The organism is Pseudomonas sp. NPDC089996, assembly GCF_044748405.1.
Lineage (GTDB): Bacteria > Pseudomonadota > Gammaproteobacteria > Pseudomonadales > Pseudomonadaceae > Aquipseudomonas.
In genome coordinates this window covers 165,505-182,845 of sequence record NZ_JBIVGA010000012.1, presented here as the reverse complement: position 1 = coordinate 182,845, position 17,341 = coordinate 165,505, and the positions used below count along the sequence as shown (strand labels likewise).

The window sequence follows — 17,341 nt, the reverse complement described above, 5'->3', positions numbered from 1 at the left end:
GAGGTGGATGCTAGCGGGAATGAAAAAAGCCGGTGCGGAAAAAAAGGCGCAGCGTCAGGGCGTTTATTTCCGCTGCTGGATATCGTCCAGTTGCGTCCGGGCATTGGTGACGGCTTCGCTGCAGACTGTCTTCAACCAAGTCACGAAAGCGCCTGCGGCGGCTGAAGGGTGCTGAACACTCACTTCATAGTGGTAGGAGGGAACACTGCCGATGCTGCTCAACGGCACCAAACGACCGTCAGCCAACCACGACTGCGCCAGGGATGGGCGAGCCAACACCACACCTTGGCCGCTCGCTGCAGCCTCCAGCATCAAGCCCAGGTCAAGCAATGCCGGCCCTGCATCGGGCTCAGGCAGATTCAGCCTGGCCAGATGAAACCAGGGGCGCCACGGTTCCAGAGATGAGCGCAAGAGTGGCAAGCGGGAGAGATCGTCCGTACTGAATTGGGCAAGCAAGGCGGGGGCTGCCAGGGGGTACAGCCGCTCGTCCAGCAACCGCTGCTCAGCGATCACCTTGCTACCGTCGCCGGTGATATTGATATCCCAGGTGCCAGAAGTGCCACGCGCCAGGGGTGCAGACAGTTGAATCTGCAGGTCTATGGTTGGATAGGCCTTGCTGTGTTCTGCAAGGCGCGGAATCAGAATCTGCCGGGCGAAGGTGGGCGGGCAGCAGATGATCAGGCGTTGTTTGCGCTGTACCAGGCGACTGTGCATGGGGATGGCGAGCAACTGCTCCAGCACCGGAGTGATCTGCTCGAGATAGGCTTGACCATGGGCGGTCAGTACCAGCGTGCCGCCAACACGACTGAACAGCGATACACCCAGAAGTTGCTCCAGCCCCGATATCCGCTTTCTGAGGGCGCTACTGGAAACCGACAAGGACTCAGCAGCCAGATCGAACGTTTCCAACTGTGCGGCCGCTTCGAATGCCATCAAGGCATCGAGAGAGGGAAGGCGGTAGTGATTGAGTCCGGTCATGCTTTGCAGGGTATAGAAATCATTGGGGATTTCCATCTCTATTGTCAGGCTTCAGGGCCGCGGCGATACCTGTAGGCGCGGCGGTGCGCCGCGGCCGCAACATGGGAGCTTCAGGGGGATGGCGATGAACAGTCGTTGGGATGATCTGCAGTGATGATCTGGATCGCTGTCGCTCGGCCTGTTTGAGTTGCTGTTTTGTGGCATGGGTGAATTCTCCTGGGAGGCGTCGCAAGGGCTTGCATTGTTAGGGCCGCTTTGCGGCCCATCGCCGGCAAGCGCGGCTCCCACAAGGGGACGGGGTGCATGCCTGGTATTTGCGCTGCCCCACAAGAGTGGGGGCAGCGCTGGGCTCTGGCCAGGTGGTTCAGAGGGTTGTTGCCATGCCCAGTTCGGCATCGTCGAGTAGCGCCTTGGCCAAAGCGCAGAGGTAATGCGAGGCCCAGAGTAGCTGGGGTTTTTCTTCCATCAGGCCGTCAATGGTCAGGTCTCGGGCGTAGCCCATCAGTTCCGAGGCCTGTTCGCGGGCGCTTTGGCAAGGGATGCCGGGCTCGATGCGAAAGAGAGGATGACACGGGTGATTTCGGCTGCATCAACATCGCCTGCTGGGCAACGACTTCCGCACAAATTGCGTAGTCAGCCGCCATCATCAGCGTGTCTTCGAGGGAGTGGAGATTGTAGGGCGGATCTGGAACTATTTTTAACATTGGACTGTGTTCTCGATGGGGCTACCGCCAGCCCGCTGTCAAACGGAATGGTGGCAGCTGTGCATGGGTTGACAGACCGGCGAACACAGAAACCGGCGCACGCGAACGTGCCCCATACACAACCGCCATGAACGGCTATGCGCTGTATTTCGTCGCGGCCTGTCAAAGCCGGTCGTTGATGTGCAACGACCCACCGAGACTAAAACTCAGAAATAACGGCCTCAACGAAAAACAGGCGTAGGCAGTATCTTTGGGAAACGTCCTACAGGAAAGGGGGTAAATCTGATGTTTTAGCCGTTCGCCGTAACAACTTGTAACGCTCGTCAACGTCAGTGTATCTGGCCAGCCCACTTACGCTGTGTAGCCAACGCCAACAACTCCCTCTGCCCAGAAATCCCCAGCTTGCGATACAGCCGCTTGATATACGTAGCCGCACTCGACAGCTGTATCCCCATGCTCGCGCTAATGCCCTTAACCTCACACCCAGCCAGCATCAACTGCAACAGCTCCTGATCACGCCGCGTCAGCTCCGGGAACAGGCTGACCACCCGTTCACAGAGCACCGCCGGCATCTCATTGGCTTCGAGATAAGCCCGATAATGCAGCCGCGAAATCTGCACAATCAACGGCGCCACCGTTTCGATAACACCAATCTCACTGGCTGAAAATCGCCCATGTTCACGCCCCCGATAAAAATTCACCGAAAGCCAGCGGCTCCCCTCGCAATGGGTCAGCAGCGCAACGCGTTCGGAAATTTGCGGCAGCTCGTAGCAGATGCGTCGATAGTCATGGTGGGCGATGTCTTCAATGCCCTGGCGTTGCACCATGATGCGGTCAGCGCTCGACAGGGCAGGGCGGGCAGTCATCGCCTGCTGATTGCCGTCCAAGCTGTAGAAGCGTTCGGCGTAGTTGCTGGAGATTCTGGGCAGCTCGATCATCCGGGCGCGGTCGGCGAAGGAAATGATTTGCGGGCTGCGGTTGGGGCCGTAGGCGAAGATGGTGCATTGGGCCAACGGGACCTGGGCGCTGACCAGTTTCAGCATGTCGGCGGCCAGCAGCTTGCCGTGGCTTTCGCTGGTGCGGGCGAGCAGGTTGGCGGTTTGCTCGATGCTCAGGCGGAAGTCGGTCGTGGAGGGGCGTAGTGGCCAGAATTCCATGCTGCACTCCCTGAGACAAGGCATGACTTATTGTTTTAGGTGGCGGCCCTTGGGGTGGGCTAGTGGGCAGGATAACCAATTTGCAAGCAAGACGCGTAGCCGGTGGGGGTGGTTGGCTTGTTCAATTTCCAAGGTTGGCGCGAACCCTTGTAGGAGCGGGTTTACCCGCGAACACGGGCGTAGCCCGTGCCATATACCGAGTTGGATTCTTCGCGGGTGAACCCGCTCCCACAGGGACCGCGCCGGTATCGGTCTCACCTGTACCTGCGTGAGTGGTTTTCAGGGCTACGCGGGTGTGGAAATCGAGGTGGGCGGACGCAGCGGGAGCAGGAAGGTCAGCAGCGCACCCACCACCAGCAGCGCCGTGGCATACACAATCCCGGCCGTGAAGCTTTGGGTCAGGTCCTTCAGCCAGCCAACCACCAGCGGGTTCAGCGCCGAGCCGATATTGCCGAACGCATTGATCACCGCAATGCCAATGGCCCGCGCCTTGAATGTCAGCGCCTGGTCCGGAGTCGTCCAGAAAATGGACATGGCAGTGTAGGACCCGGTAGCGGCCATGCAGATACCGCACAGCTGCACCAGCGGGTTGCCGCTAAAAGCTGCGAACAGCCAACCGGCAGCGGCCATTAGCATCGGCAGCACCAGGTGCCATCGGCGTTCCTGGCTGCGGTCGGAATGCAGCCCCCACACCACCATGCCGATGATGGTGCACACCTGCGGAATCATCGCCAGAAAGCCAATGGTGCTGTTGCTGCTGTCGGCGGCACTGAGGCTCTTGATGATCAGCGGGGTCCAGACGGCGATCATCGCCAGGGTGTTGACCAGGCAGAAGTACACCAGGCTGAACAGCAGCACCGTGGGCGAGAACATTTCGCGCAGCAGGCTGCCGGGTTCATCTTCCTCTGTTCGGGTGGCAAGCGGTTTGTCGGCGGCCAGGGCCTGCTGTAGCTGCAGCTTGTCTTCCGTGCTCAGCCAGTGGGCCTGGGCTGGCGAGTCGTTCAGGTAGCCGAACACCACAAAGCCCATGATCACCGAAGGCATGCCTTCGAGCAGGAACAGCCACTGCCAGCCGTGCAGCCCCCACAACCCGTCCAGGCTCAGTATCAGCCCCGAGAGTGCCGAGCCGAAGCCCGCAGTAAACGGCATGGCGATCATGAACAGGGCATTGGCGCGTGCGCGGTACGCAGCCGGGAACCAGAACGTCAGGTACAACAGCACGCCAGGCAGGAAGCCGGCTTCCGTGATACCGACCAGCATGCGCAACAGGTACAGGCTGCTGGCATCGGTCGCGAACAGGGTCGCGGTCGAGGCCAGGCCCCAGGCGATCATCAGGCTGCCAATCCATCTACGCGCACCCACCTTGGCCAAGGCCATGTTGCTGGGGATGCCGCAGGCGACGTAGGCGATGTAGAACAACGTGGTGGCCATACCGAACTGGGTGCTGCTCAGGCCCAGGTCGCCCATCATGGTCAGGCCGGCAAAGCCGATGTTGATGCGGTCGAGAAACGACAGCACAAAGCACAGGAACAGAAAGCCGAGCAGGCGCCTGGAGACTTTGCGCATCACATCGAGCTGAGGGCTGCTGGCGGTTTTTAGCGTGGCAACGGGGGCAGTGTGCGGGTGCATGTGGGCGCCTGATTATTATTGGTTTGAGCGGCAACGGCAGCGTTTACAAGTCGTATAGCGCCGACTGGGTCAGTGCAGTGAAGGCCTGGGCATCGCCCAGGGCATGGGCGCTGAGTAACGCCAGCTTGGTCAGGAACAGTTCGGCTTTGGCCGGCGTGGCGTGGTCCAGTGCGTCTGCCAGTACGTCGTAAACCACTTCCAGGTCTGCTGCGGTAAGGGTATTCATGGCGCTTCCTCTCATTACTTGCCCAGGGCGGTGTCGACGGCGGTGCGCAGTTGTGCAGCGGATAGCTGCAGCCAACGGGCGCAGATGTGCTGGTCCGGGCGCACCAGATAGGCACCGTTGCGGGTGACGCCATACTTGGCGGCGATACGGCCGTCGGCGTCGTCGATCACTTGGTCTGCACCGCCAATGATGGCTTGGGCAGATTGCGCGATCGCGATGATCTGCATGGGCACACCGCTGCTGCGAATGGCCTTCACCTGCTCGACCACGTCGCTTGGGATGCAGTCACTGTCGGTGAAGCAGAGCAGGTAGAAGCTGGCACCCAGGCGGTCGAACAGGTAGTCGTCTTCGGCCAGCCGAATGTTCAACAGCGGCGCGCCGTTGCGCGGCCCAGCCGTGAAGCGCGGGTTATCGTCGGCGGCACAGTTGAGCACCGAGTCCGCGTAGTCGTGTGGCCGCGAGGTGCGCCAGTGGTAGAGCGGCCGGACGAATGCCTGGGTCAGCGACAGCGACAACACCGCATCGCGCACCAGGCGGTAACCCGCTGTGGGTGGCGCCATGAAGCGGGTGCTCTTGCCGGCCTCGCTGATGATTTCGCGCGCGGCACTCACGCGCTCGCTGGAATAGGACGACAGCAGCTTGGAGCCAGCCAGGCCCTTGAGGGTCAGGGCCAGTTTCCATGCCAGGCCGTGGCAATCCTGGAAACCGGTGTTGGCACCCCGCACGCCAAAAATCGGCAACAGGTGGGCCGCGTCGCCCACGAATATCACGCGTTGGTGAATGTACTCCGGCAGGGTCAGGGCGCGGGCCGAATACACCGAGCTCCAGTCCATTTCCCATTGCGGGTCTTCAACACCAAGCATCTGTAGCTGTGCATTGATGCGTGCGCGCAAGGATTCGGGCTGCAGCGCCTGTTCCGGGGTTTCGTCTGGCGGCAGTTGGTAGTCGATGCGCCAGATATCACCCGGTTCACGATGCATCAATACGGTGTTGCCCGGGTTCCAGGCCGGGTCGAAGTAGGCCAGGCGCTCGGTGGGCAGGCCGAGGTCGATCTTGATGTCGGCGATTACGAAGCGGCCTTCGTAGGCGGTGCCTTCAAGCTTCAGGTCCAGCAGTGTGCGCAGTGTCGAGCGGGCGCCATCTGCGGCCACTACCCAGTCAGCGTCGAGCTCGTAGTTGCCGGCGGGGGTGTCGATGGCCAGCCGGGCGAAGTCGTCATGCTGGGTCAAACCGGTCACGCGGTTACCCCAGCGCAGCTCGATCAACGGCTGCGCCTCGGCTGCCTCGATCAGAAACTGCTCCAGGCAGGGCTGTTGCAGGTTGGTCATGGGGGCGAAGTGGTCGTCCGGATCGTGCGGGTTCTCCATACGGAACACCAGCCGGTTGCGGTAGAACGAATTGCCACAGCTCCACGGCAGGCCACGTGCGCAGACCCGGTCGGCGACACCCACCTGTTGCAGGATTTCCATCGAGCGGCGGGTGAACACGATCGCCCGGCTGCCTTCGCTCACCTGTCGCTCCGCAGCCAGCACGATGCAGGGTATGCCGTGTCGGGCCAGGTCCAGGGCAGTGGTCAGGCCGATCGGGCCGGCACCTACCACTACCACCGGTGTGCGTTCAGGGTGGGCAGCGCCGACGCTGGCGGTGTGGGCGGGGAAGACCTGGTAATTGAAATAGAGGGAGCGGCGCGGCTCGCTGTGGGGTTGATGCATGGCGGTGCACATCCTAATTTTTGTAGGTATTCAGGCGTGCAAATGACTGTACTTGAGATGGCAGAGCGCGATGTACCCTATAGGGGACAATGCGTTATCCGCTGCAGTAGAGCATCTGAAGCAGTACGCGCTTCCTGTGAAAAAGGTCGATTGACATCTTTTGCCGCTTTGCCGAACATACGCCCCGTCCTGTCATTCCTGCGCGGTTGAGGAGTGGCGCTGAAGCCCAACAATGCGTTGGGCTTTTTCCTTTTTAGCGACAGGGACATTCTCCAAGGTGTGCCGTCTGTTGCGATTCATTAAAAGAAAACTCTCCAGAGCGCTGCGAAAGTGGTTCGTCTACCTCGCGGTTGCCGGGGTGGCGGGCAACTCCAGCCGATTGTTCGATCATCTGTCCTTGTGGAAGCCTTGGCACTTGGCCAAGGGCCTGGCGGCATACCTCATCGCCACTTGATGCGATTCTTCGCCGTGCGTTGATAGCGGCTGTTCGCGCCCATTCTTCATGGATCAGTCGACCCAGCGCCAAAGCGGCTCATCCAGCAACCCAACACCCCGCAACTGCGTCTGCCCCTGATGCTTCTCCAGCTCCAGCACATTGCACCCCGCACACGCCGTCAACGCCTCGATGAGTGGCCTGCTGTGCGACACCACCCACACCTGGCTACGTTGCGAAGCGCGGATGATCAGCCGCGCCAGGGCCGGGAGCAGGTCAGCATGCAAGCTGGTTTCCGGTTCGTTGAGCACCATCAGCGACGGTGGCCTGGGCGTCAGCAGCGCGGCCATCAGTAGCAGATAACGCAGCGTGCCATCCGACAACTCGGCGCCACCCAGCGGGCGCAGCAGGCCATGCTGATACAGCCGCACGCTGAACAGGCCGCCCGGTGGTGCATCGATCTCCAGGCGACTGCCGGGGAAGGCGTCCTCCAGCGCTGCCACCAGGTCTTCAACTTCACCAATTTCGATGATGGTCTGCAGCGCCGAGGCGAGGTTGCGGCCATCGTGGTGCAGCACCGGTGAGCGGGTGCCCAGTTGTGGCTGGCGGCAGGGTGCATCGCGGTCGATGCGGAAGTGATCGTAGAACCGCCAGCTGTTGATGAATGCGCGCAGTTCGCCGATCTCCGGCGCCTGGCGAGGGCGGCCGACGATGTTGAAGAAGCTCTCGCAGCTATCGGCATGCTGATCGAGCACTGTCCAGCTGTTGCCCTCCCGGGCGCGCACCATGGCGTTCTTGCGTTCTACCAACAGGGACGCTGGCCGGTAAGCCCCAGCGCCCCAGATGGCCTCGGACTTGATCTCCGGATCGAGCATGAATGCGGTGGGATAGGGCAGGGGTATCGGCAGGCCGAGCGAGATGGCAAAGCCGAAATGCTCGGTAGCAAACCCCAGCCGCAGGCGTTTAACCTCACTCGGATGCTGGCCTTGGATGGGCACCTCGCCGCGCTTCATGCGGGCACTCACCTCAGGCCCGGCCCACCAGGTCGAATCCAGTCCGCCTTCGCGGGCGAGTGCTTCGATTACGCCGCCCTGAGCGGTTTCGGCGAGCAGGCGCAGGGCCTTGTACAGGTTGGATTTACCGCTGCCGTTGGCGCCGGTCACCAGGTTGAGCTGGCCCAGCGGCAACACGAGGTGGTTGATCGAGCGATAGTTGCCGATGGCGAGGGTGGTGAGCATTCGGGGCGTCCCAGCGTGAACTGAGTGGCCGATTGTGGCGGAACCGGGTCGGCGTTGCGGAATTATTTTTTGTCCGCCGGGTCAGGTAATGGGTCCCCGATCCTTTTGGAGGTTCCCATGCATCCTTACACCGTGCGCTATCAGCTCAACGGCCAGCCGGCCTCACATACCTTCGAACTCAAGCAGCCCCGCCTGGCTCGGCATGAGGCGGCGCTGCATTTGATGGTGCTGCATTTCGGAGATGGCGAGAACAGCCTGGTGATGCCGCCGCCCGATGCCACGCCCGCGCAGATCCTGGCCCAGGCCGAGGTACTCGGCTTGTCGGATATCGATATCGCCTGAATACGTGAAATAGAGCGTGCGTAGTCGGCGCTCAGCAATGGTGTGTCACGAAAACAGCGGCAAATTATCCTGTTTCAGCTGAACTCAAGCGCTGCATGGCTTATCCTTGCGCCACGCAATCATTCTCGAAGCAGTGAATTAACGATGGGTTTTGAACAACTAGCTGAATTACGCGACCGCCTGCGGTCTGAAAAAGCGCAAGCACAGGCCGACACGCCGAAGCCCGCCAAGCGCAAGCCCGCCCCGCAGGCCAAGCCGCGTGAGCAGGACCCGGCGGTGGCGGCGATCTGGCCACTGCAGAAGCACTTTCCATTGGCTTTCCCTGTCAACCCGGCCCCCAAGGTGCCGCTCAAGGAGGGCATCTTCCAGGATGCCGAGCAACACCTTGAACTGCTGGGCATCACCCGCGAACAGCTCAAGCTGGGGATTTCGACCTGGTGCAAGGGCAGCCGCTACTGGGCAAGCATGGTGGAGAATGCGCCGCGTCTGGACCTGAACGGCCAGCCGGCTGGCGTCGTTACTGCGGGTCAGGCGCTGTATGCCAAGCAGCAGGCTGCGCGGCAACGCAGCCAGGGCCGCAAGAACCGTGCGAAGCCGAAAGCGGCTACGCCGGCACCGGGCGCTGATACCGCAGCGGAACAGACTGCGGACTGAGTTCATTCGCGCTTGGCCCTGCGCCTTCCTTTGGCTGGCGCAGGCCAAGCCGTCGCGCCAACTGCACAAGCTACCTCAAGGATGAAGCACATCAGGTATTTCCGTTACCTGAAAACAAGGAACCAGAAAATGAAAGACGTCCCACAACGGCCCATGGATTTGCAGGCCGACCTCCAGCTGAAAACCGCCTATGACTTGCTACGTGCCCCGCAATGCCAGCTTCCCGGAAGCGGCCGCGGCGAGCACTGGTCTGGCGGCTGGAGCCTTGGCCTGCCGCCGGGTATCACCCAGCAGCAGTGGCCGCTCAGCGAGAGCATCGGCTACCCGTTGCGCCATGCGTTCACGCTGCACCTGCCCCGCGAGTACCGTACTCAGGGTGAAGACTACGTCGCGCTCAGCGTGTTCGTGGATGACCAGCTCGAAGAGTTGCCATCCAGCGCTGCGATCGAGGCGTACTTCGCCAGCGAACTGACGGACCAACCTCCAGCTGATGAAGCGCTGCTGCCTTTCTGGCTGCACCGGCGGGCGCGCCATCCGATGCAGTTCGACATGGACGACATCCTGGGGGCGCAGTACGCGGCCATCTGGCTGACACAGGCAGAGTTCGAGGGTGGTCTTTGCCCTGTGCCGGCGCTACAGGGCAATTCGTTACTGGGGCAGGCGCCTGGCTGGCTTGAGCAGAGCTATGCCGAGTACCTGGCTCACGACAAAGTCCGAAATCCTGGCACGCCCCCTTTTGACTGGCTACCAGGTAAGGGTAGGGCAGCCGGTATCGAGACGGCGTTCGCGATCCACGCGCAGGTCCGTGAAGGCGACCCGAACGTCGGCAAGCCACCCCGCGAATGGGAAGACGATTGCAAGGCTAGCGGATATGTACCCGCTTACAGCGGCGAGCAGAGCGACGCGCTTGGGCTGGCGCAACTGGATGGGCGCAATCACCTGGGCGGCACGATGTTTCCGATTCAGGGTTACCCTGAGTTTGGGCCCTTCTACCTTGAGTTCGAAGAGCACTTTGGCGGGTTCAATTTCGGCGGCGGCAATGCGCAGCTGGATCTGGCCAGGATGGAGCTGGATTGGGCCTGCGGCTGACGGCATTGAGCGCTCATCAGGCCGTTGATTGGCGGTCAGGCCAAGGCAAACAAGCCAGTCACCGCCACGATGGCCTGAACCAGGATGATCACCAGCAGCCATTGTGGCCACCTGCGGATAAACCAGTAGCCTGCGTTCAACAGCAGCGTTAGCAGGTTGGTAATCCACAGCACGCCCAGTGCAAGCACGCCCGAAATGTTGACGGGTGATGTGGTTGGCGACTGCAGCACGTACATCGCCAGCACCAGCCCCAGGATCACGCTCGCAAGGGAGAAGCCAGCGAACCAGCGGGTCAATCGTAAAGCGTCATCAGGCATCATGCCGGAGTAATTCCTTGAATGAACTGGCTTGGGATTCTGCCCACAGACCGCCAGGTTAAGCTTCCCGACAGTTTCTTCAACCTCCGGATGCGCTTTTTGCCGTCATGCGGCCCCTTTGGCCTGCTGTTCCAGGTGCACCTGCAACTCCGGGTCGATCCGCAGTGCGCTGGCCAGCTCGTCAAGGTAGGCCCGCTCAGCATCCTGCTGGTCATCTACCAGCATTACACTGGCCAGGTACATTTCCGCAGCCATGGCCGGGTCACTCTGGGCTGATTGAGCCACCTCGGCAGCATCGAGCGGCTTGCCGACTTCGTCATCCAGCCACTGTTGCAGCTGCGGGTCGTCGGTATGGCGTTTGATTTCGGCGTAGATCAACTGTTCTTCTTGCGGGTCGATGCGACCATCGGCCTTGGCGGCGGCAATCAGCGCACGCAAAATGGCATGGCTGTGATCCTCAACTTCGGGGCCGGCCAATTGGTCGACCGTTCGTACCGCCTGTTGCGGCGCTGCCGCCTGGCTGCGCTGCCAGCTTTGGTAGGCCTGGAACGCCATCATGCCCAACGACGCCAAGGTCGCGTAGTTCATGCCACCCGCGGAACGGCCCTGGGGAGACGCGCCAAGGCTGCTGCTGCCACCACCACCCAGCAGGCCGCCCAGCAGACCACCCAGGCCACTCCCGCCACTTGGTGCGCCGCCGCCAAGCAGACCGCCCAGCAAGCCGCCAAGGCCGCCTTGGGATGACATGCCGCCACTGCCTTGCTGCGCTTGCGAACCCTGGCCAGCCCGAAGTAGCTGTTCGAGAAGATCACTGGTGTTCATGGCTGCATCCTCGATCGGTAGTCGTTGCCCAGACAAGCAACGATAGTCCTCTCAAAGTGAACCGCCATGACCGTCTGGCTGAAGGCCATGGCCGTTTGGGCAGAGGCTCGCCCTGACATTGTCAGCCGATATCCCCAACCAACAGCCTCAACAACGCATCAGCGTCGAGTTTGGCACTCACCTCGCCGCCCTCGAGCAGGCTGTCGGCCAGGTCGCGCTTGCGACCATGCAGGGCAACGATCTGCTCCTCGATGGTGTTCTCGGCGACCAGCCGGTAAATCGTCACCGGGCGCTGCTGGCCAATGCGATGCGCGCGGTCGCTGGCCTGGTCCTCGACCGCCGGGTTCCACCAGGGGTCGAGGTGAATCACATAGTCGGCAGCTGTAAGGTTAAGCCCGCTACCCCCCGCTTTCAGGCTGATGAGAAACACCTCACCCACCCCTGCCTGGAAGGCATTGACCCGGCTTTCCCGGTCCTTGGGCAGCACGCTGCCATCGAGGTACTGGTGGGCGATACCGCGTTGCGCGAGCCAGGCGCGAACGATGTTCAGATGGTCGACGTACTGGCTGAAGACCAACGCCTTGTGGCCATTGTCCAGGAGCTCTTCGACGATCGCCGTGAACGCCTGTAGCTTGCTGCCGGGCAGGGTCGATTCCGGCACTACCAGGGTCGGATGGCAGCAGAACCGCCGTAGGCGGGTGATTTCCGTCAGTATCTGGAAAGACTTGCCTGCCCCTGGGGCCAGGTCAGACACCGTATCGACTGCTCGCTGGCGCAGGGCCTCGTAAAGATGCGCCTCCTCATCAGACAGTGGGACTTTGTAAGTGATCTCGGTGCGTGCCGGCAACTCGTCGAGCACCTGGCTTTTGAGCCGGCGCAGAATGAACGGTTGAATCAGTGCTTTGAGCACCCGCCGGGCTGCTGCATCACCCTGTTCGATGGGCAGTGCAAAGCGGCTCGCGAAGCTTTCCTGGCTGCCGAGCAGGCCCGGGTTGATGAAGCGGAACAGGTTCCACAGTTCGCCCAGGTGATTTTCCACCGGAGTGCCCGTGGCAACCAGGCGGAAATCGGCCTGCAATGCCATCACCGCCTGGGAGCGCTTGGTCTGTGCATTCTTGATGGCCTGCGCTTCATCGAGCACCACGCTGTTCCAGTGGCAGGCGGCAAAGGTGGCACTGTCCTGCTGCAACAGGCCGTAGCTGGTGATGACCACGTCGCCAGGGCCAAGGTCACTCAGCGTGCGCGCCTGGTGGTACAGACGAAGGTTGAGCTGCGGCGCGAAGCGCCTGCTTTCGGCCTGCCAGTTGAGCGTTACCGAAGTCGGTGCCACTACCAGTTGCGGGCCTGCTGCGGCGCGATGCAACAGCAGGGCGAGGATCTGCACCGTCTTGCCCAGGCCCATGTCGTCGGCCAGGCAGGCACCGACGCCCCATTCAGCCAGGCGCGCCAGCCAGATGAACCCCTCATGCTGGTAAGCGCGCAGGTCGGCGCGCAGGGCACGGGGTAGCTTTGGCTGGTAATTGCCCAGCGATTGCAGTTTTGCCAGGTGCGCTTGCCAATGCTTGTCGGCCTTGAACTCGCCGACCTCATCGGCCAGCCCGGCCAGTACTGGCGTGCTCAGCGGGCTGAGGCGCAGGCCTTTATCGGTGACCCGATCAGCCAGGTGCGCCAGTTCATCCAGGCGTTTGCGCAAGCGTTCGTCAAGCGCCAGCCAGTCGCGTTCGTTGAGCTTGAGGAAGCGCCCAGGGCTGGCCTTGAGCAGTGCCAGCAGTTCGCGCAACTGCAGCACCTTGCCGTCGTCGAGGTCGATTTCACCTTGCAGGACGAACCAGTCACCCTGCTGGCGCAAGCCCAGCCTCAGCGCTCGAAGTTCAGGGCGGCCCTTGATCCGCATACGCTCGCCTTCCGGCCAGACGCAGTGCACCTGGGTGCCGTCCAGTGCATGCAGTTCGCTGAGCACCTGCAAGGCCTGCAGAGGCTGATCGAGTTGCCATTCCTGGCCATCGCTGACCGCATTGGCCAGCCCGGGGCAGGCGTCCAGCACCTGCTGCAGTGCCTGGCGCTCGCCGGGCAGGTCACGGCTTACCTGCAATGGCTTGCCATCGCGCTCGCCGAGCACATGCTGCGCCCCCTGGCCTGGGCGGAACCAACTGCTTTCGGCCAATGGGCGCACCAGCAGTTGCAGACGCAAACCCTCGGCCAGTGGCAGCAAATGCGCGTAGAGGCGCGTGTCGGCAGGCTCCAGCTCGACTTGCGCGGCGAGTTCGGGCAGGTCCGAGTGGATGGGCACCAGTGGGGCGATGGCGCTGACGGCTTCGATCAGTTGCGCCTTGCCCGATTGCGGCACGCTCAGGCCGTCGCCGATGATCCTGGCGATCTGCCGTATGTCGCTGTTGACCGCGTAGATCACCAGGCGGGTTGGCGTTTGCCGGTGCAAGTAGTGCGTGTCGTCGGTGGCGATGCCTGGCGGCTCCAGGCGTAGCCGGGTCATCCCGTCCTGGGCCTCGAGGTGCAGGCTGCAGTGGCCTGTCTCAAGCTCGACACGGACATCGGGGGCGTCGTGCCAGAACAACGCCGGATGGCCGACCAGCCTGGACAGGCCCAGGCTGACCGGTAATTCGTAGTCGGCGCTGGAAAAGTACGAGTGGCTGGCCTGGATCAAGCTGATTGCCTGGCGATCCTGCTCGCACAGAAAGTCCAGACGGTCACCTTCCTCCAGCAGACGTTTGAGCGCCACGGGGCGGCCTTTGCTCCATTGCCCCTTGGGCCCGAGCTTCTGCTCGCGCGGTTCAAGCCTGTTGGGGTAGCTGTGGAAGCACAGCAGCCACGCCAGGCGTGTGGTCTGCTTGCCAGCCGAACCGGGCGCGGCACTGCCAGCCTTGAGCTGGCTCAGGGCACTGAGGGCATGCTGCCAGGCTTCCTGGCGCTGATGCAGCGTAACCAGGGGGACGAGGCCTGCGTCCTGATGCAGATTGGGGAGTCGCCTTGGCACGCCGAACTGCGCGGCGATCAGGGCATCGTATTCTGCCGCCAGCCAGGCGTAGCCCTGTTGATCGAGTACATCCCGGTAATCTTCCAACGCCTTGCGCCATTGCGGCTCACGCGCCAGCGGTGCATCCAGCCAGTAAAGCGCCAAGGCCATCAGCAGGCCATCCAGGCCATTGGGCGTGGAGGGTCGCAAGTACGTCAGCTCCGGCTTGTTGCCCTGCAGCTTCTCGAACAGCTCAAGCAGCACGGGGTAAGCCTTGCCGTAGTTTTGTTTTCCCCCCAGCACCAGGGCCTGTTTCAGAGCCGCGTGGTGCTGGCTGTCGTTTTCACCGACAAGGGCCAGGCAATAGAGTGCATTGAGCAGCGGTGGCAGGTCGATCTTGCGCTTCTTGGTCTGCCTGCGCTGATCGGTGAGCCAGGCCCGCAGCTGTTGCAAGGTCTCGCCGACCTGGCCGCGCAGCAATGCGTGCACACAGGCGGTCGTAAGCGGAGCGCTCTGGGGGCCGTACGCTTCGAATACTTTCCAGTCCCCGCGCCACAGCGCCTGTGTGATCACTTGCCGCCCCAGCTCCGGGGAAGGGCTGAGCGCGATTTGGTCCTTGGCCCATGCATAGCTGCCACCTGTCGGCCCCAGCAGGCTGTTGTTCCAGCGAAGGTGATCCTCGACCAGCAGCCAGCGCACCGTCTCGTCCAGCTGGCCGAACACTTCCAGGCCTGGCGCATCGGCCTGCAGCATGTGCATGGGATGCAGCGCAGCCCATTCTTGTGACGGGAACATGCCACTGGAGATATCCAGCATCGACTTGAGCCGCTCGCTTTCAGCGTTCAACAGGCTGAGCCAGAGTTCTTGCAATGCCCGTTGTTTGCCAAGTGCTTGAAAGGGGCCAAGTACGGGCAGGCTGGCGTTGATCTGGTGCAAATGAAACGTGCCATCGGCTGAGCCAAGCAGGTTCAGCAGCACAGTGTTACGCCGCTGCGCAGCCACCGCGTAATACAGCCCTTCGTTGCGCTGCTCCAGTTCGACCCAGCCGTGCTCCTGCAGCCATTGCAGCACTGCGGGCAGGGTGGTCACGTCAAACAGTTTGCCGTCCGGGCTCTGGATGGCCATGGACCGCAGCAGTTTCAGCAGCGAGGTTTTGCCTTTGCCAGGAAAGGACGTGACCAGTGCGTGGAGCACGGCCCTGCAGTGGTCGGGCAAAGCGTTGGGGCTAGGGGGCTGGAGAGGCATCCTGGGTCTCGTCGAGGTGTCGGGGGCGCTGGCTTGGGTTGCCAATGGCTAACAGGATACTGGAAGAACGGCAGCGGCCGCGGTTCTTGGGTTTAATTATTCAAAAATAATTGTTTTTCTGAAAAATCTATTCGCAGTAACCCTCTAACAGCGCATATTGAGAAAGCACTTTTCCGCCTGGAAGCATCATCATATTGCCCAGCGCTACGCCAACCCGGCCGCGCAGTCCGAGGCGAACCCGCCTCCCTCCCGCAATAGCGATCCCAAAAGGAAACCCTTCATGCACCAGGTGAAATATGACTTGCCCGAAGCTCAATCGTGCCTTGAGTTCATCCTCGAACAAGTGATCTACGGGACTGAGGTGGTCATCGTTCGCCACGGCGTCGAGGTTGCTCGCATCAACCCCGTGGAGGGCCTGCGCCAGCGCGGCACCGTACTGCTGGAGACGCCCTATGAGCTGTGAGGCTGCAGCGTATCCGCGCCACAGCACACTGGATGACGCATACGGCCTCTTCACCGGCATTGCCCTGGCGGCCACGGGGATCGCCATCCTGGGCAAGAGTGGTCTCATCACCGGCGGGATCGCCGGGATGGCGCTGTTGGGCTCATTTGTCAGCCCGTACCCGACCTCGGTGCTGGTACCTGCGATCAACGTACCTTTCCTGCTGTTCGCACTGTTCACCATGGGCCGCAATTTCACCCTCAAAAGCGTGCTGGTAAGTTTCGCACTGGGTGCCGGCGTGAAGCTCGTGACGCCAGCGCTGAACACAGCGGGCATCGACCCCGAGATTGGCTGGGTGATGGGAGGGACCCTCCTGGGCATGGGCATCCTGTGCCTGGCCAGGCACAACGCATCCATGGGCGGAACGGGCTCCGTTGTGCTGTGGATTCAGCGCAGGTTTGCGATCAACGCAGGGGTCTCCCAACTGGTCTGCGACTGTATCCTGTTCATCATCGCCGCGATCTACCTGCCGAGGGAAAAGCTGGTCTGGTCGCTGATTGGCACGGTCGCGATGAATCTGGTGTTGATCATCTGGCATAAACCCGGCCGCTACCGAGGGTAGACAAGCACCAGGCACGCCGGGGCGAACACCTGCCCCGGTGGGATTGTGCCGGTGACTTCAGCTGCTCCTCGATGGCCGTGACCTCTCGGGCTCCCTGGGCAATGGGCTGGCAATCAGTTCTGGTTGACGTTGGTGGCTGGGCGCAGGTAGCTGACCTTGTGCACTTTGCCGTCACTGTCGCGGTAGGTCAGGGTGGCAGTACCAGAGGACTCGGTCGCGTTGACCGAGTCGTCCACAGCGATCACCTGGGCGATGTCCAGGTTCATGCCGTACTGGTACGGGGTGGCGGTCTGGGCAAAGGCCCCGATGCTGGTGCCGAGGGTCAAGGTGGCGATGGCGAATACTTTGCTGATGGTCATGATCGTTCTCCGGTAGCTTGGGAAGGGGTGTCAGCGACTGCTTGCTGAGTGGTTGTCATTTTGCGCAATAATGTTTAGTGCGCAAAATATATATCCCCTATGTACCTGATCGAGGATCTGCATCGTGCCTGTTTGGGTAGGGCAGGGGTGAGGCCGGAGCGCCCACTTTCTTCGCGGCAAAAGAAAGCCCGCTGCTAGGCGGGCAAGGTCTATCACGTAGGGATGGCTTCAGAGTGCCAGGCGCTTCGTGAAAATTCTGTGGACGATTCGTCCTCACGATGTGATCTCTACCGAAAGCGCCGCGCCAAAATCAGATCAAGCTCCTGCAGCCCTGCACGCGAGTCTGTTTCAAAGATTGAAACAACGCATTACAATCGATAATAATTCCTATATGCATCTGA

At 61.6% G+C, this 17,341-nt stretch carries 15 protein-coding genes and 1 pseudogene; 5 read left to right on the top strand and 11 right to left on the bottom strand.

What is annotated here, in order from left to right:
- Positions 1–63: 63 nt before the first annotated feature.
- From ACIPW4_RS20940 to ACIPW4_RS20910, 7 genes and pseudogenes are all read right to left on the bottom strand, one after another.
- Positions 64–1,014 (bottom strand): LysR substrate-binding domain-containing protein, encoded by a 951-nt coding sequence (locus ACIPW4_RS20940; protein WP_400661128.1) that lies wholly within the window; start codon positions 1,012–1,014, stop codon positions 64–66.
- A 328-nt stretch (positions 1,015–1,342) separates the two neighbouring features.
- Positions 1,343–1,546: pseudogene (locus ACIPW4_RS20935) on the bottom strand (DUF3077 domain-containing protein); the annotation flags it as partial.
- A gap of 465 nt (positions 1,547–2,011) precedes the next feature.
- Positions 2,012–2,839 (bottom strand): helix-turn-helix transcriptional regulator, encoded by an 828-nt coding sequence (locus tag ACIPW4_RS20930; protein WP_400661126.1) that lies wholly within the window; start codon positions 2,837–2,839, stop codon positions 2,012–2,014.
- Between the two features lie 285 nt (positions 2,840–3,124).
- On the bottom strand, positions 3,125–4,468 hold the full coding sequence (locus ACIPW4_RS20925; RefSeq protein ID WP_400661124.1) for an MFS transporter: 1,344 nt from the start codon (positions 4,466–4,468) through the stop codon (positions 3,125–3,127).
- A gap of 43 nt (positions 4,469–4,511) precedes the next feature.
- Positions 4,512–4,694 carry a DUF2783 domain-containing protein gene (locus ACIPW4_RS20920; RefSeq protein ID WP_400661122.1) on the bottom strand — a complete coding sequence of 61 codons (183 nt, stop codon included), beginning with the start codon at positions 4,692–4,694 and terminating at the stop codon, positions 4,512–4,514.
- A 14-nt stretch (positions 4,695–4,708) separates the two neighbouring features.
- A complete protein-coding gene (locus ACIPW4_RS20915; RefSeq protein WP_400661121.1) occupies positions 4,709–6,406 on the bottom strand; it encodes an FAD-dependent monooxygenase in 1,698 nt (565 codons plus the stop codon).
- 507 nt (positions 6,407–6,913) lie between these two features.
- Positions 6,914–8,077, bottom strand: a complete 1,164-nt coding sequence (locus ACIPW4_RS20910) for an AAA family ATPase (RefSeq protein ID WP_400661119.1) — start codon at positions 8,075–8,077, stop codon at positions 6,914–6,916.
- A gap of 117 nt (positions 8,078–8,194) precedes the next feature.
- Between ACIPW4_RS20910 and ACIPW4_RS20905 the strand changes: the two genes are divergently transcribed.
- The 3 genes from ACIPW4_RS20905 to ACIPW4_RS20895 all read left to right on the top strand — a co-directional run bounded on the left by ACIPW4_RS20905 (position 8,195) and on the right by ACIPW4_RS20895 (position 10,162).
- A complete protein-coding gene (locus ACIPW4_RS20905) occupies positions 8,195–8,419 on the top strand; it encodes a hypothetical protein (RefSeq protein ID WP_400661117.1) in 225 nt (74 codons plus the stop codon).
- 144 nt (positions 8,420–8,563) lie between these two features.
- Positions 8,564–9,073, top strand: a complete 510-nt coding sequence (locus tag ACIPW4_RS20900; protein WP_400661115.1) for a ProQ/FinO family protein — start codon at positions 8,564–8,566, stop codon at positions 9,071–9,073.
- Positions 9,074–9,154: 81 nt separating this feature from the next.
- Positions 9,155–10,162 carry a hypothetical protein gene (locus ACIPW4_RS20895; RefSeq protein WP_400661114.1) on the top strand — a complete coding sequence of 336 codons (1,008 nt, stop codon included), beginning with the start codon at positions 9,155–9,157 and terminating at the stop codon, positions 10,160–10,162.
- Positions 10,163–10,197: 35 nt separating this feature from the next.
- On the opposite strand, the gene ACIPW4_RS20890 is transcribed toward ACIPW4_RS20895, so the two are convergent.
- From ACIPW4_RS20890 to ACIPW4_RS20880, 3 genes are all read right to left on the bottom strand, one after another.
- Positions 10,198–10,482: a hypothetical protein gene (locus ACIPW4_RS20890; protein WP_400661113.1), complete on the bottom strand. Its 285-nt coding sequence runs from the start codon at positions 10,480–10,482 to the stop codon at positions 10,198–10,200.
- Between the two features lie 102 nt (positions 10,483–10,584).
- Entirely contained in the window at positions 10,585–11,301 is a 717-nt protein-coding gene (locus ACIPW4_RS20885; RefSeq protein ID WP_400661111.1) for a tellurite resistance TerB family protein, read from the bottom strand.
- Positions 11,302–11,422: 121 nt separating this feature from the next.
- Complete coding sequence (locus ACIPW4_RS20880; protein ID WP_400661110.1) at positions 11,423–15,397, bottom strand: DEAD/DEAH box helicase; 3,975 nt, start codon at positions 15,395–15,397, stop codon at positions 11,423–11,425.
- Positions 15,398–15,797: 400 nt separating this feature from the next.
- On the opposite strand from ACIPW4_RS20880, the gene ACIPW4_RS20875 reads away from it, so the two are divergent.
- The gene (locus ACIPW4_RS20875; protein ID WP_400661108.1) at positions 15,798–15,980 is read left to right on the top strand and encodes a type II toxin-antitoxin system Phd/YefM family antitoxin; all 183 of its coding nucleotides are present in this window, start codon (positions 15,798–15,800) and stop codon (positions 15,978–15,980) included.
- On the top strand, positions 15,970–16,581 hold the full coding sequence (locus ACIPW4_RS20870; RefSeq protein ID WP_400661107.1) for a YitT family protein: 612 nt from the start codon (positions 15,970–15,972) through the stop codon (positions 16,579–16,581). Before ACIPW4_RS20875 ends, ACIPW4_RS20870 begins: the two co-directional genes overlap by 11 nt.
- Positions 16,582–16,694: 113 nt before the next feature.
- Here ACIPW4_RS20870 and ACIPW4_RS20865 read toward each other — a convergent pair whose 3' ends face one another.
- Positions 16,695–16,940: a DUF2790 domain-containing protein gene (locus tag ACIPW4_RS20865; RefSeq protein WP_400661105.1), complete on the bottom strand. Its 246-nt coding sequence runs from the start codon at positions 16,938–16,940 to the stop codon at positions 16,695–16,697.
- Between the last annotated feature and the right edge of the window lie 401 nt (positions 16,941–17,341).

Excerpts from the sequence above, each read along its gene's own strand:
- ACIPW4_RS20925 (WP_400661124.1), bottom strand. The coding sequence starts at position 4,468 with ATGCACCCGCACACTGCCCCCGTTGCCACGCTAAAAACCGCCAGCAGC.
- ACIPW4_RS20895 (WP_400661114.1), top strand. The coding sequence starts at position 9,155 with ATGAAGCACATCAGGTATTTCCGTTACCTGAAAACAAGGAACCAGAAA.
- ACIPW4_RS20905 (WP_400661117.1), top strand. The coding sequence starts at position 8,195 with ATGCATCCTTACACCGTGCGCTATCAGCTCAACGGCCAGCCGGCCTCA.
- ACIPW4_RS20910 (WP_400661119.1), bottom strand. The coding sequence starts at position 8,077 with ATGCTCACCACCCTCGCCATCGGCAACTATCGCTCGATCAACCACCTC.
- ACIPW4_RS20885 (WP_400661111.1), bottom strand. The coding sequence starts at position 11,301 with ATGAACACCAGTGATCTTCTCGAACAGCTACTTCGGGCTGGCCAGGGT.
- ACIPW4_RS20920 (WP_400661122.1), bottom strand. The coding sequence starts at position 4,694 with ATGAATACCCTTACCGCAGCAGACCTGGAAGTGGTTTACGACGTACTG.
- ACIPW4_RS20930 (WP_400661126.1), bottom strand. The coding sequence starts at position 2,839 with ATGGAATTCTGGCCACTACGCCCCTCCACGACCGACTTCCGCCTGAGC.
- ACIPW4_RS20915 (WP_400661121.1), bottom strand. The coding sequence starts at position 6,406 with ATGCATCAACCCCACAGCGAGCCGCGCCGCTCCCTCTATTTCAATTAC.
- ACIPW4_RS20940 (WP_400661128.1), bottom strand. The coding sequence starts at position 1,014 with ATGGAAATCCCCAATGATTTCTATACCCTGCAAAGCATGACCGGACTC.
- ACIPW4_RS20870 (WP_400661107.1), top strand. The coding sequence starts at position 15,970 with ATGAGCTGTGAGGCTGCAGCGTATCCGCGCCACAGCACACTGGATGAC.
- ACIPW4_RS20900 (WP_400661115.1), top strand. The coding sequence starts at position 8,564 with ATGGGTTTTGAACAACTAGCTGAATTACGCGACCGCCTGCGGTCTGAA.
- ACIPW4_RS20865 (WP_400661105.1), bottom strand. The coding sequence starts at position 16,940 with ATGACCATCAGCAAAGTATTCGCCATCGCCACCTTGACCCTCGGCACC.
- ACIPW4_RS20880 (WP_400661110.1), bottom strand. The coding sequence starts at position 15,397 with ATGGCCATCCAGAGCCCGGACGGCAAACTGTTTGACGTGACCACCCTG.
- ACIPW4_RS20875 (WP_400661108.1), top strand. The coding sequence starts at position 15,798 with ATGCACCAGGTGAAATATGACTTGCCCGAAGCTCAATCGTGCCTTGAG.
- ACIPW4_RS20890 (WP_400661113.1), bottom strand. The coding sequence starts at position 10,482 with ATGATGCCTGATGACGCTTTACGATTGACCCGCTGGTTCGCTGGCTTC.